We start from the raw sequence: 13,794 nt of genomic DNA on the forward strand, positions 1-13,794 counted from the left end.
TTTTTACAATGATACGCCAGCGTTTGGGAGTGCTTGCGGAAAATGGGGCAAAACAGGGGGAAAATGGGATAAAAAAAGAAGGCGTTTAAAACAAAAGCCATCTCCATTGTGGAGATGGCTTTGCTGTACAAGCAGTATATCTGATAAAGACTTAATCCTGTACCAGCCCATATTCAGCCAGCTTCGCTTTGGTTTCTTCATAGTTGCGATGCAGAATGCCTTTAATATTCAGCCCTGCTGCCACCTGGATGAAAAGTTGCCGGTCTTCTAGGTAAAGTATATTTTCTGCCGGCACCTGTGCAATGTCCAAGGCCAGTTTGTAAATGTCTGCATCAGGCTTGCGGAAATGTGCAAAAGCAGACGATACAAAGAAGTCCACAAATTTGCTCAGGCCAAATTTCCGGATACGGTATTCGTTCAGTTCCCGGCCTTCGTTGTTTACGACGGCCACTTTCAGTTTATACTTTTCCTTAAGTTCACAGATCATTTTAATCATATCCGGGAAAGGCAGTGATTTTTCCAGCATAAATTCCTTAAAATCTTCCCGGGTAAAACTGCGTGGTTCAAAGAATACGAGGCGGTGCAGGTATTCGTCTAACGTAAGTTTACCAGATTCATACGTATCGAAAGTGAGGTGATGGCGGTCGTTCATATCGGCCAGGTTCAGGCCGTATTTTTCGGCAGCTTCTTTTCTGGCGTTTCTATCCCATCCATTAGTACCCAACACGCCCCCAATATCCAGGAAGAGGGTCGTGATCTTAGTTGTTGTTTCCATGATCATCGGTTTAGCTTAATCTTTAAAATTAAGGGTTTTCTCCCAGTTCCGGAAATCATAAACCGCTGTCCTGGATGGGTAGCTGATGGCTGGCTATTCCTAGGTGCTATCTTTATTAAAATAGCCATGGCCCTGCTATAAAGTAATTACCTGCGCCTGCTGGGGGAACAGCAACTTTACGCCCAGGGCATTTCCTTTTGCCAACTGCACTTTTATCCTGGCTTCATTATTCCCCACCGGTTTTATATGTGTGATCAGCACCGGCAAGCCTTTTAGGGAGCCGGGGCCGGCCAGGCTGTCCAGCACCGCCAGCTCGGTCATGAGCCAATGGGGTGTAAGATGACCATACAGCGCATGGTCCGACTGTTCATTGGGAAAGGAAGTTTCTATCATTATACCTTTGAGTTGGCGAGCTTTTAAGATGGGACTTACGGCTTCCCAAAGCTGGCGCAGGTTGTTGCCCCCTTCCAATGCGTCGGGGCCAGTATCGCCCAGGTAAAGCAGGTAGGACGACTGATGTTTTACCAGGAAAGCTGTACTCTGCCCGGGGGCGGAATGACGGAGCGGGTAGGCGCTCACTTCCAGGTCCAGGTCGGCAATGGGGGTGGCTACGCCGCTGTCCATGGGCATGTACCGGAACTTGCCCAGGGCGGGAGGATCGCCGGCATCGGCGAAGTTGCCCCAGCTCTTCCAGTTAAAGTATTTATCCTGTATAATGTTCAGGCAGAAAGGCAGTCCATAGAGGGCCTTGGCGCTATCGTCTGGCGCGTTTTGCAACATACCTTCCACGTGGTCCAGGTGGGGGTGGGAAATGAAATAGGCCCTTACCTGGCTTTTCAGCACATCGCTGGCCCGGCCCGGGAAAACATGGTGAGTAATGGCTTGCTGAAGGCCGGCGCGCACAGTGCCGCCATCCAGGCAAATGTATTGGGTACCGCCTGTGGGCTTCAACAGGTAAGCGGAAAGATTGCTTTCATCCAGCCCTCCCTTTACCCCCAGGGGAATAATGGTGAAGGTCTTACCGTTCTTTGTTTGCGCGCTTACTACCTGAATTGCCAGCAGCAGGCCGCATAAAAGCTTATACCAATTTTTCATGGGCTAAAAATAAGTACTTCCGCCTGCATTTTATAGTAAGCCTACCCTACAGCAACAGGCAGCAAACATCAACAACCTGCCATTGGACCATAACCCCCAGCGTGTAAAAAGTTGCTTTTTTAAAAAATGTGGGTATTTTTAACAAACACCTGTAATGGCCAAACTACCTACGATAAAAGAAATTGCCAAGCGCCTTCATGTGTCGCCCTCCACGGTGTCGCGTGCACTACACGATCACTATAGCATTGGCCTGAAAACCAAAACCATGGTGCAGCAACTGGCCAAGGAACTTGGCTACGAACCTAATCAGACCGCCATTTTTTTCCAGCAAAATAAAACCTTTACCATCGGCGTGATCCTGCCGGAACTGTCGGAAGCATTTTTCTCTACCGCCATCAGCGGCATTGAGGATACAGCCCACAAGAACAAATACACCGTGCTACTCGGACAGTCGCACGATGATGAGGATAGGGAAAAAACCATTGTGGAAACGATGAAAAACCACCGGGTAGACGGGCTGATTGTATCGCTAGCCAAGAACACGGTAAATTATGCCCACTTTGAAATGCTGAAGAAATATAACATTCCAGTGGTGTTCTTCGACCGCATTCCCAAGCTGCCCAATATTCATTACGTGGCCTGCAATATGGAGTCTGGCACCATACAGGCGGTAGACTTCCTGCTGGCAAAGGGCCACCGCATTATTGGTATGATAAACGGGCCTGATAAGCTATTCGCCAGCCAGGAGCGCGTGAAAGGATATATGAACGCCCTGCACAAAAAACGCCTGAAGTACGACCCTAACCTGCTCGTTTCTTCCAACCTTACCCGCGCCGGCACCCACGCCGCCATGGCCCAGCTCCTTTCCTTAAAAAGAAAGGTGACTGCTATCGTGGCATTCAATGATTACGTAGCGCTGGACGCCGTACAGTATGCCCGCGAAAAAAAACTGAAGATCAATAAAGACATTGCCTTTGTAAGTTATGCCAACCTGCCCCTGAGTAATTACACCGCATTCCCTCCCCTGGCATCGGTAGAGCAGTTCCCCTACCTCCAGGGCCAGAAGGCCACAGAAACATTGTTGGAATTACTGGATTCCAAGGAAGACAAATCCTCCGCGTATTACAAGATTATCCTCGATTCACAACTGGTGGTGAATAAGTATTGAGCTTGCTGCAATACAGCTGCATGCTATTAGAAAAAGGGTTAACAACATGGAAAAAGGGCCAGGCCTGAAATTATGAACCACGACCACTCGTGCTGCGTGGCCGTGGTCATAAAAAGGAAGTATTAGTTTAACGTACCGGTAAAAGTAAAGTCTTCATGTTCCACACTCTTGAATTGCCCCAGGATACTGCCGGAAGCCTGATCTATGTAATAATCCAGTATAAAATGATCGGCATTTAACCTTTGCGTGGTGAGCGGGGCCATATCGTTCACGATCAGGCCAGCATTGCCCGTGGGCGTAACCCCACTGAATTTATATACCCCCTCATCCGTCTTGGTATAGTTATACAGGAAGTCAGCCAGGAACTTATTACTACCCTGGTAAATATCCAGCTCCAATAACATTTGATTAGCGGGCACACTAAATAAAAACTGCATCCTGTCCATCCGCAGCCCATAGGGACCCGCTTGCATGCTGGCGGCAGCAGTGGCGCGCCGGGTTTTGAAGTCTTCTGACCAGCCAGGGTAGTCAGTAGCATTCGGCACGATAATGTCAGTATAACTCACCCCGATGAGCAGGTGCAAGGGCAGTATGGGCGTAGGCGATGCCTGTACCACTACTTTCTGGCCATCTACCATGGCATACAATACCTGGTTATCGTTGTCCCAGGTAAGTTCATAGATCTTTTTACCATTGTACTCCACCGGCTGTTGCAATACGATGCCGGTAAGCGTAAAGGCAAAGGCCGATGCACTGGAGGAAATAACATTATCCTTCAACCAGTTTAGTGTAATTACTTTAGTATTGGGATTGATGGTGGTTTGTATCTTGGTGTCATCGCCCAGCAATACATACAGATTCAGGTTACTGGCGGTATAGTCCAGCAGTTCATGCACCAGGGTATTAAGACCACCGGCCTCATAACTTGCTTCCTGCGCGGCAGTAGCTTTTACTAATATCATCTTGCTGTCCAGCAGGTTGCCGCGCAGTGTAATAGAGTCGTTAAACAGGCTATCGAACGAAAATTCAAAATCGGAATACAGTCCCCAGCCAGCTACCCCTCCTAACACGCCGGGCGAAGGATCAGCCAGGAGGTGGAGGTAATTGTAGGTATCAAACAACAGGGAAGGTGCCAGCACTGATTTTAAGCGGTAGCTGCTTTCAAAGGGTTCCAGGGTAGATGTTTCTGAAATATCTGCCATCATGGAAACACGGTTGCTGTCGGTGAATTTCAGAAAGAAGGAAAATCCGCCGCCGCCCTGCGGGTACAGGTAAGCTATCCATCCATTATTACTGCCGGTAAGGGCAGACTGGTATGCATGCAGTTTGGCTTCCGTGCGTTCTTCCGGTCTTTGTCCGGACGCTGGGTCTACGCCTTCTTTTCTGCAACTGGCCAGCAAGGCCAGTATAAGCGCTATAAAAACTAAATATCTTTTCATGGTAGTATGCGATTAGTTTAGTGTACCAAGTAAGTAGGAACTGTTATCCCCCACTTTATAGAAGGCGCCCGTTGCTCCTTTAGCGCCCTTAGCGCCATCGGGTAGGCCAGGCCCCCAGTCCAGGTGGAAAGCAGTACCCTGGATATAAGCATCTGAAGCCGTCATGGCATTCTTAATAAAGTTCATGTTACTGTAAGTGGTACCCGATGGTTGCGGGCTTATGGGATCCAGGGTCAACAGGCCTGCGTCCTGGTCTGTAAAGTTTAACAGGTAATCTGTATCGCCGTAATACGTAGTAGTGCCGGCGCCATTGGTGAAGTAATAGCGCAGCGTCATCCTATTATTGGCTTTAAACGTCATGTCGTATTTCGTCAGCACGAAACCCATGTCGGACAGCGCTGTTTTGGCGGTAGTCCATTTGGCCAGGTAATCGGCAGATTGTGGCGCGTCTGTAGTGGGGCTGGCCGCGAAGGTGGTGTACACATTGTTGGGGCCAATAGAATGGGTAAGGATTACCGGCGCGGTGGCCTGAATGGCGGCGCTCACACTGACCTGCAACTGGTAGAAATCGATGTTCCAGGCGTTTTTAAAATACTCCACCACCAATTGTTCTTTCTTCCGCAGCTTGGTCTGCGGATCGGCGGGCAGGGCGTTCACAATATTGTTGTACTCATAACTTCCCATCATCAGCATATTGGCCACCATTTCTGCGAAGTCTTCGATAGGATTACTGCGGGAATACTGGGTAATGAAACCCAGCGAACGCGCTTCCGCCAGGGAAGGAATGTTCCAGTTGGCCGTATAGTCTGCCTTAGTCACCAGCTTAAAGGCCGGATCAAAAGCCACTTTCTGGTTCAGTATGTGGGTAAATTCATGCTGGATCACCTGTATCATCTGTTTCACCTTCTGCGTGTTGGTCTTATCAAAATCGTTGATCACATACAGCACGATCTTGCGGCCACCTTCTGCCGTACCCAGGGTAATGGTGCCATCACCATTAAACTCCGGGCTGCCCACCAGCACAAACTGCTTGGGTGCATTCAGCTTCATGAAGTTGGCCCCACCCACCACTTCGTACGGTTTTATCCATACATCTTTCACCGTTTGCATAGCCGGGATCACCTGGCTTTCCAGGGGTGGGGTCATGTCTTTAGACAGGCTTAGTTCAAACGCATCCCAGCGGTATTTTACTTCAATGTTGTACGGTACCACGTAATTGGCGTCCAGCCAGTCATCCAGTTCTGTTTTGGCAGACTGGTTACGGTCTATGGCGTCCAGGTTGGCATTCAACTGTTCGTCTTTTTTACAAGCGCCCAGTACCAGCAACAATACGAGCAGGTTTATAACATATATCTTTTTCATGTATTTACGGTTTGGTATAGTTATCTCGGGTTTAAGGGTACATCCGACAGCGACACTTCCGGTGGCAACTGGAAGAGGCGGCGCGGATCGTCCGGCTCCAGGGTTACGTAGGAATCCACGTTATTCACCGCCTTGATATTATGGGTAACCGGTAGCTTTAGGCGGATGATGTCCAGCCAGCGCAATCCTTCTTGTATAAATTCTGCTTTCTTAAAATCGAGTACGGTGTTTATCAGCCCTTCCCGGGGATCGTCGGTGCCATAAAAGCTGGCCACTTTTGCCAGGGTTACTGCCCGTGTAGATGGGTTATAGTTGTAGATGCGGGTGCTGGCAAAGGTGTTAATGTCTGCCAGCGCTTCATCATACTGGCCGGTATTGGCATAGGCCTCTGCCCGGTTCATCAGCAGCTCGTCTGTGGTAAACTGGGGCATGATGGTGTAGGGAATACCGATATTAGCGTTAGGACTGGAGCGGATGAACAACTCATTAAACTTCAGATAAGTATAATTAGGCGCTCCGTAGCTGTATAATTTCCTTCCACTGAAATTAGTGCCGGTTACATTGGGTTGTTGCAACGCTACGTTCAACTTAAGGCCCATGCCGTAGCGGTAAAACGCATAACTACGCGCCCACGCGGAAGGCGCTTCCGTGAGCAGCAGGTTGGAATTTTCGGCGGCCTGGGTAAACATGATCTGCATTTCATTGGCCGACGAGTTATAGTAACGTGTATTCCAGGGGCGGATGTTGGCGGCAAAACTATTGCCGGGGAAGGCCGCACTGGCATATTGTATCACCTTATCGTATTCTTTTTTGAAGAGGTAAAAACGTGCAGCAAAAGCATAAGCAGCGGCCTGGTTAAAATGATATTTAGGTACTTGGTAAGCGCTGTTCTTAATAAGGGGCAATCCTTCCTGCAAATCTTTTTCAATCTGTGCATAGGTATCGCCCACCGTGCCACGGCTGTATTTTTGAAACACCACTTTTTCCGAGGTGAGTACGTAAGGAATACCGGGCGAATCATTGGTACCGCCTGGCTCAAAGGGCTTGGCATACAGGATTACCAACATAAAATGCGCGTAAGCCCTGGCCAACAAGGCTTCCCCTTTGTACGGCTGGTATGGTGCAGGGTCTTTCACCACCGCAATAGCGTCCAGGGCAGCATTGGCGGCGGCAATGGCGGCATAACTGGCATTCCAGAATGCCGTAGGCGAACCGCCATCACGGCTTTGTACATCCTGCCACAAGTAGGCGTCCTGGTTCAGCGGATCCAGCGAGCCTACGTTCACGCCTTTATCTTCCGCATTGTCGGAAGCCGCTTCGGCAAAGGTGGCATAATCTGCCTGGGTATAAGCAGTGCCAAGTATCTCGGACACTTTTTGCACGGTGTTTAATTGTGTACGCTGGTCGGGCGCCTGGTCTAAATATTTCTTGCAGGAGGTAGAGAATAGCAAGACGACCGCCGGTATGATGAGAATGTGTTTTTTGTTTTTCATGTAGTGCAGTATTAGAATCCTACTTTAAGCGATAAAGTGAACTGGCGGGGTATGGGTAAGGCCACACCGCCCGCGCCAAAAAACTCCGGGTCCTGGCCATTCAGTTTTTTGTCTGAATAAATCAACCATACGTTGTTGGCCACCAGGGTTAACGACGCATTTTTAAACCCGATATGCCGCAAAAAAGCCGGCGACATGAAATAACCCAGCGATACCTGTTTTAACCGTACAAAGCCGCCGTCTGCCACTCTTTCTGTCGAATAATTATAGTTGTTGTAGGGATATCCATCCAGCTGACCCTTTTCGCGGGGGCTAATGATGGAAGGCACGTTGGTTTTTAATTCATCGCCAGGCGCTACCCAGCGGTTGAGGAATACAGACGACATCGCATCGAGATCCGTGTAGTCCGATTTAAAAATGGGCTGCAATCTTACTTTATTGCCTGCGCTAAAGGTAACCAGGGCAGAAAGCGAAAAACTTTTATACTTCACGGAGTTATAGTAACCGCCGGTAATGGTAGGATCTACCGGGCCTTCGTAGTGCAGGTATTTGGTTTCATCACTTTGCAGGTATACGGCGGTGCCCTTTTCCCCATTTTCATTGGTGAAATAAGGAATGCCCGTTTCATGATCCAACCCCAGGAAGGGAATAGAAAACAGTCCCCGCTGTGCATAACCTTCCTGTGCGCCACCATCGGGCTTTACCAGGTCAAAGATGTTGGGCTGGTTTTTCAGGTTGGTGATCTTATTGGTATTGCGGGCAAACGTTACCTGGGTATTCCAGTTCCAGTTTTTATTTTTCAGGATAGCCGCGCCCAGGGTTACTTCCACGCCTTTAGAGCGCATGTCGGCGTAGTTGGCTACTTTGGTTTCTTCACCGCCTATGCCGGAAGTGCGGATCAGGCCTATGAGGTCGTAGCCCCGCCGGTCGTACACATCTACCGTAAGGGTAATGCGGTCGTTCAGGAAACCCAGGTCTGTACCCAGATCCAGCTCTTTCTGTTTTTCAAAAGTGAGCTCCGAGTTTTCCAGGCCGGCTATGTACAGGATGGTTTCTTTTTCTGTAGCATAAGGCCGGTTGGTATTCTGTGCTTGCAGGTACAAACTAGAGTTGGTGGCGGGCCCCATGCTGGCGGTAAGGCCATAGGTGGCACGCAGGGTGGCGCGGTTCAGTACTTTCAGCAGTGCGGTATTTGTTTGCATAAACCTTTCTGCATCGAGGTTCCAGGCGCCCGAGATATTCCAGGTAGGCAGCCACCTGGCGGTACGCGACTCACCCAGCAAATTAGACCCATCGTAACGACCGGTGGCGTTCAGGCTATACCGCCCTTTGTACGAATAGGCTGCACGAAGCTGGTAGTTCAGGTACCGCTCGTAGCTGTAGTTCATGCTGTAGTAGTTGAAGTTCGACTCTACATTCTGCTTCACAATATTGGGGTCTATAAAGGGCACCCCGCCCTGGTCGAACTGGTATCCATATCCATCGAACGTACGGTGCTGGCGGTTAATGTAGCGCAACTCCTGCGCGCCGTACACATTCACCAAGTGATCCTGGTGGAAGGTTTTATTCCACTCCAGTGCATTGCGGAAATAGTAGTTGGTAATATTATCATCTATGGTGTTATAAAAACCCCCATAAGGCAACACCGTAACCGGTAGTGCATTAGGATCGTCCGGGTTGTGGTACAGGAAGCGGTTATTGTCCATGATGGAAGTATTTTGCTCCGCCACGCCGGCCCGGTAGGCCTCTGCCTGGTTAGAGTTTTCCGTAACCTTATGCTCCTGGTTTGTTTTGGCATAACGGTAGGCCCCATCGAAAGAATATTGCAGGTCTTTAGTGATCTTGAACTTTACACCGCCCTGGCCTTTGAAATCAATTTGAGTAAGGCCCAGGGTATTGTTCTGCAATTCATGGATAATATTAAACGGTGCATAATCGCGGGTAAAATATTCCAACCCACCCTTTTCGTCATAAGGCGTGAGTACACGGCTGGTATTGAGTGCATAACTGAACGGGTTAATATCAAAATCGCGATCGTACTGGCCAAATACCGGGTTGCTGATGCGGCCCAGGGTACCGGGGGCCATCTGGTCGCGCACGGAGCCTTGGGTGAGTAATTCAAAAGACAGGCGTTCATTAATCTTAAAAGTACCCCGCAGGTTGCCGGTAAACCTTTTTACATTATCGCCAATGGTCCACCCATTGTCATGTAAAAAGCTCGTAGAGGCATAAAACTGCGACTTCTCCGAACCAGAAGATACGCTGAGCGAATGCTCCATCATCAGCGAGTTTTTAAACAGCACATCAAACCAGTCGGTATTGGCATTGGCATACCGTTGCAGGTAGGCCTTTTCACTGGGAATGGTATTGTTCAGTGCATAGGTACCGGTAGCGGTATCGTAGTCATACATCTGGTTATACATCTTGGTGAACACGCCACCACTGGAATTATTGGCCGTAGAAGAATGATTGAGCCATCCTTTGTTCTGCATTTCCAGGTACACATTCATCTGGTCCGCAGCGTTCAGAATATCGTAGTTATCGTACGATGGTTTCAGGTAGGACGTAAAATTGCCCGTATAAGAAATTACCGGGGAACCGGAGGTATTCTTTCCTTTCTTGGTGGTCACCACGATCACGCCATTCATGGCCCTGGCGCCATACTGCGCGGTGGCGGCGGCGTCTTTCAGGATCACGAAGTTTTCAATATCGTCTGGGTTCAGTCCTGCCACAGAAGAGCCGATCAGGGTATTGGGATCGCCTGTGGAGAGCTGCTCATTGGAGATGTTTACCACATCTTCCAGCACCACGCCATCTACTACCCACAGCGGTTTGTTATCCCCATTGATGGAGGTGGCACCCCTCACCCTTATCTTAGGAGCTGCACCAAAGGTGCCGGAAACGTTCTGCACTGACACACCCGCTACCCTGCCTTCCAGCATACGGCTTACATCCGCTATCCCATCCCGCTTCACCTCTGATCCTTTTAAGGTGGTGGCGGCACCGGTAAATAACTTTCTGTCCAGGTTCTGATAGCCGGTGGCAATTACGTTTACTTCACTCAGCGCGGTGCTTTCTGGTTCCAGTGTTATATTGATCGTTGTATTAGCGGGGTTCACTGCTCGCTCCACGGTTTTATACCCTACCATGGAAAATACCAGTATGGCATCCTGTTTTACCCGGATGCTGTACTCCCCATTGGCATTGGTAGCTACGCCCGTTTTGCTGCCCTTGATCACCACGTTTACACCGGGAAGCGCCACTGTTCCTTCTTTTTCAGTGGTTGTAACGCGGCCTTTTACCACCACGTATTCATCGGCGGTAGTGGAGGTAGCTATTTTCTTCAGGATAATGTTATGGCCTACAATGGTGTAATTAATGCCTGCCTTTGCCGGCAGGTCTTTCAGCACATCGTCTATCTTGTCCGACTTACTGCCTACAGACACCATCAGGTTTTTGTTGATCTCCGAACCATCGTAAATGAAAGCCACGTGATACATAGCTTCCAGCTTTTTGAGGTAGGGTTCCAGCTTTTCCGATTTATCCGCTACATTTTGTACAATAAGGCCGGCTCTTGCATGCGCAGCAAGTAGTACGCCCACGAGAAAGATTTTGCAGAACCGAAAGGTTCGCAAGTGAAGTGGATGTTGGTTCATACATTTTGGTTGATAAAGTAATGGCAGTTAAAGTGCGTGCTTGCTTTTGATGATGAGCCTATCTCCTTTTTGAACGATCCTGATCGGGTAGGTTTGCTCCAGTAGTGTTATAACTTCTTCCAGCTTATTGTTATTAAAATTGGCATTTAATTTACCAAGGGTAGACAAATTGGTATCCAGATCTATGGTAACATGGTAATACGTTTCCAGGGTGCGGAACACTTCTGAAAGCGGGGCATCGGAGAAGCGCAGCTCCCCGGTTAACCACGCATCGCTATTTTGCTGCTGGTGCAGAAAAGTGGTGATGCTATCATTTTGCAGGTTGTAACTGGCAGCGGCACCGGCGTTCAGGATGGCTTTGGGCTGGTCGTTGGCCAGGAACATGATGCGTCCTGATTTTACGTCAACATGAATTTGTTCCGGCGCTTTGCGAATATTAAAAGAGGTACCCAACACCCGCACAGCAGTATGACCCATGTCGATGGTAAAGGGCCGTGCATCATCAGGTGCAATCTTAAAAAAAGCATTGCCGCTGGCAAAAGAAATGGTCCTGTTTCCCGCCGCAAACTGCTCCGGGTAGGTTACAGCGGTATTTGTATCCAGGTACACCATAGATCCATCGCTGAGTAATACAGAGTCTTTAAAGGCATGGGTAACTCGGGTAATGGAATGGATAGCAGCCGGCCTATACTGCCGGTACACCAGCACAGACACCACTACCGCCGCAGCCAGGCCCACGGCCCATTGCAGCAGGTGATTGCGGGGGCGCAGGCGCTCCACTGTAAATAACTCCCCTTCGTCCAGCCCTATTTTCGCAGCAAGTCTTGCGACCGATGCATGTACATCTACCTGCGCCAGTGCACCCGCATCAGCTGCGGCCATCCATAACTGATGCACTTCCTGATAATATCGCTCATGGTCAGGCTGCTGCGCACGCCAGTGCTGTATGTCGGCAGCCAATACTGCATCATCCGGGGCGTTAAAATGCCTTATTATTAAGATAAGCGGGGATTCTTTTTGCGCCATTCAGAGGTCATTTGCTTATTAGACAAATGGCCTATTGATTTTCCCCTAGCCCATCAAAAAATTTATTAAAAAAAATTTTAAACACCATTTTTCTGCATACCACCCCTATCCTGCTCTTTATATTCCTTATGTTAAAAGATGCTCCCTTATGATGCTTTGCAAGGGGCTTACACACCTTAAAAATGTTTTTCTGGCATGGTGAACCTCCTCAATATGCCTCTCATTTAAGTCATTCTTTTGTTTACTTACTACTAAACTACCCTTATTCTATTACAAAAAATAGCTTAAACTGGGCTTATTCTGTTACAAAAAAATGAAGAAACTGGGCTTATTCTGTTACAAAAAATGCATACTTTTGCCCTTATTCTGTTACATATAATAGAATTTTGTTATCATGTCATTCAAAAGAAATATTGAAAATCAATTACATAGATGGAAATCAAGCATTGAACGAAAACCACTGATTATAAGGGGTGCGCGCCAGGTAGGCAAAACCACCTTGATACGTGACTTTGCCAAAACCTATGCACACGCCATTGTACTCAATTTGGAGAAACCTGCCGACCGCCGTTATTTCGATGATTTTGATGATGTGCACACTATTTTTGAAGCTCTATTTTTAGCCTATAACATTCCTTCCTCCAACGCAGCCCACACCCTTTTATTTATCGATGAAATACAGGAGAGTCCTAAAGCCATCCAGTTATTGCGCTATTTTTATGAAGAATTACCCCAGCTTCATGTGATCAGTGCGGGGTCGCTGTTAGAGTTTGCCATGCAGCAGGTGCATAGCTTCCCAGTAGGCAGGGTGGAATACTTATATCTACACCCCTTAAATTTTCAGGAATACCTGGAGGCCACTGGAAAAAAATCTTTATTAAAGCAGTTAACACAAATCCCGGTAAAGGCGTTTGCGCATCCTACTTTAATGGATGCCTTTCACCGGTATGCCATTATTGGCGGCATGCCTGAAGTAGTTAAAACAGATATGCAGCAACATAGCCTTTCCGATTTGCCCATCATCTATGAAAGTATATGGGGTACTTATAAAAACGATGTAGAAAAATATACTTCTAACGACACGGAAAGAAAAATTATCAAACATGTAATGGATACCGCGCCATTATACCTGGATGCCCGCATCCGGTTCCAAGGTTTTGGCAATTCCAACTACCGTTCCAGAGAGGTAGGCGAAGCATTCCGAACGCTGGACGATGCAAAAATTGTGCGCTTAATTTATCCCACCACCGACCTGCAGCCCCCATTGAAAGCTGATTTAAAGAAAGCACCCAGGCTACAGTTCCTGGATACTGGACTGGTCAATTATTCCTTGGGCATACAGGCAGCAATGCTAGCCATGGATGATCTGAACAGCGCCTACAAAGGGGCGGTAATACCCCACCTGATAACGCAGGAACTGATATCCCTTCAAAGTATTTCCGCACATACCCCCTATTTTTGGGTAAGAGAAAAAGCGCAGTCTAATGCAGAAGTAGATTTGCTGTATGCCTACAAACAATGGATTATTCCCATAGAAATAAAATCAGGCAGCACCGGTACTTTAAAATCACTACACCAGTTCATTGAAGCCGCAGACCATCCCTACGCCATCCGGATGTATGCCGGCACTTTCCAGGTAGAGAAAGCCCTGACGCCCCATAAAAAGCCCTATTTGTTAATGAATTTACCCTACTATGCGGGTACTGCACTGCCACAGTATATCGAATGGTTTGTACAACAGCAGCTGTAAGCAGCGCCTTATGTTATACGCCTTATTTAT

General features: G+C 48.3%; 9 protein-coding genes. 2 read left to right on the forward strand and 7 right to left on the reverse strand.

Features of this window, described 5'->3' with window-relative positions; genetic code table 11:
* Positions 1–151: 151 nt before the first annotated feature.
* Both GA0116948_RS00685 and GA0116948_RS00690 read right to left on the reverse strand, forming a co-directional pair.
* The gene (locus GA0116948_RS00685; protein WP_089708892.1) at positions 152–775 is read right to left on the reverse strand and encodes an HAD hydrolase-like protein; all 624 of its coding nucleotides are present in this window, start codon (positions 773–775) and stop codon (positions 152–154) included.
* 135 nt (positions 776–910) lie between these two features.
* Entirely contained in the window at positions 911–1,870 is a 960-nt protein-coding gene (locus GA0116948_RS00690) for an MBL fold metallo-hydrolase (RefSeq protein WP_089707972.1), read from the reverse strand.
* A 154-nt stretch (positions 1,871–2,024) separates the two neighbouring features.
* Here GA0116948_RS00690 and GA0116948_RS00695 point away from each other — a divergent pair, with 154 nt between their 5' ends.
* Positions 2,025–3,038 (forward strand): LacI family DNA-binding transcriptional regulator, encoded by a 1,014-nt coding sequence (locus tag GA0116948_RS00695; protein WP_089707974.1) that lies wholly within the window; start codon positions 2,025–2,027, stop codon positions 3,036–3,038.
* A 122-nt stretch (positions 3,039–3,160) separates the two neighbouring features.
* Here GA0116948_RS00695 and GA0116948_RS00700 read toward each other — a convergent pair whose 3' ends face one another.
* From GA0116948_RS00700 to GA0116948_RS00720, 5 genes are all read right to left on the reverse strand, one after another.
* A complete protein-coding gene (locus GA0116948_RS00700) occupies positions 3,161–4,477 on the reverse strand; it encodes a DUF4302 domain-containing protein (protein WP_089707976.1) in 1,317 nt (438 codons plus the stop codon).
* Between the two features lie 12 nt (positions 4,478–4,489).
* Positions 4,490–5,839, reverse strand: coding sequence for a zinc-binding metallopeptidase (locus tag GA0116948_RS00705; RefSeq protein WP_089707978.1), 1,350 nt, complete (start codon positions 5,837–5,839; stop codon positions 4,490–4,492).
* Between the two features lie 20 nt (positions 5,840–5,859).
* On the reverse strand, positions 5,860–7,332 hold the full coding sequence (locus GA0116948_RS00710; RefSeq protein ID WP_089707980.1) for a RagB/SusD family nutrient uptake outer membrane protein: 1,473 nt from the start codon (positions 7,330–7,332) through the stop codon (positions 5,860–5,862).
* Positions 7,333–7,343: 11 nt separating this feature from the next.
* On the reverse strand, positions 7,344–10,934 hold the full coding sequence (locus tag GA0116948_RS00715) for a SusC/RagA family TonB-linked outer membrane protein (RefSeq protein WP_240619103.1): 3,591 nt from the start codon (positions 10,932–10,934) through the stop codon (positions 7,344–7,346).
* 81 nt (positions 10,935–11,015) lie between these two features.
* Positions 11,016–12,014: a FecR family protein gene (locus GA0116948_RS00720; protein WP_089707984.1), complete on the reverse strand. Its 999-nt coding sequence runs from the start codon at positions 12,012–12,014 to the stop codon at positions 11,016–11,018.
* Positions 12,015–12,408: 394 nt separating this feature from the next.
* Between GA0116948_RS00720 and GA0116948_RS00725 the strand changes: the two genes are divergently transcribed.
* Entirely contained in the window at positions 12,409–13,764 is a 1,356-nt protein-coding gene (locus GA0116948_RS00725) for an ATP-binding protein (RefSeq protein ID WP_089707986.1), read from the forward strand.
* The last annotated feature ends 30 nt before the right edge of the window (positions 13,765–13,794 follow it).

The sequence above is a fragment of the Chitinophaga costaii genome, from assembly GCF_900094705.1.
In the GTDB taxonomy this organism is placed as follows: Bacteria; Bacteroidota; Bacteroidia; order Chitinophagales; family Chitinophagaceae; genus Chitinophaga; species Chitinophaga costaii.

Excerpts from the sequence above, each read along its gene's own strand:
- GA0116948_RS00685 (WP_089708892.1), bottom strand. The coding sequence starts at position 775 with ATGGAAACAACAACTAAGATCACGACCCTCTTCCTGGATATTGGGGGC.
- GA0116948_RS00690 (WP_089707972.1), bottom strand. The coding sequence starts at position 1,870 with ATGAAAAATTGGTATAAGCTTTTATGCGGCCTGCTGCTGGCAATTCAG.
- GA0116948_RS00695 (WP_089707974.1), top strand. The coding sequence starts at position 2,025 with ATGGCCAAACTACCTACGATAAAAGAAATTGCCAAGCGCCTTCATGTG.
- GA0116948_RS00700 (WP_089707976.1), bottom strand. The coding sequence starts at position 4,477 with ATGAAAAGATATTTAGTTTTTATAGCGCTTATACTGGCCTTGCTGGCC.
- GA0116948_RS00705 (WP_089707978.1), bottom strand. The coding sequence starts at position 5,839 with ATGAAAAAGATATATGTTATAAACCTGCTCGTATTGTTGCTGGTACTG.
- GA0116948_RS00710 (WP_089707980.1), bottom strand. The coding sequence starts at position 7,332 with ATGAAAAACAAAAAACACATTCTCATCATACCGGCGGTCGTCTTGCTA.
- GA0116948_RS00720 (WP_089707984.1), bottom strand. The coding sequence starts at position 12,014 with ATGGCGCAAAAAGAATCCCCGCTTATCTTAATAATAAGGCATTTTAAC.
- GA0116948_RS00725 (WP_089707986.1), top strand. The coding sequence starts at position 12,409 with ATGTCATTCAAAAGAAATATTGAAAATCAATTACATAGATGGAAATCA.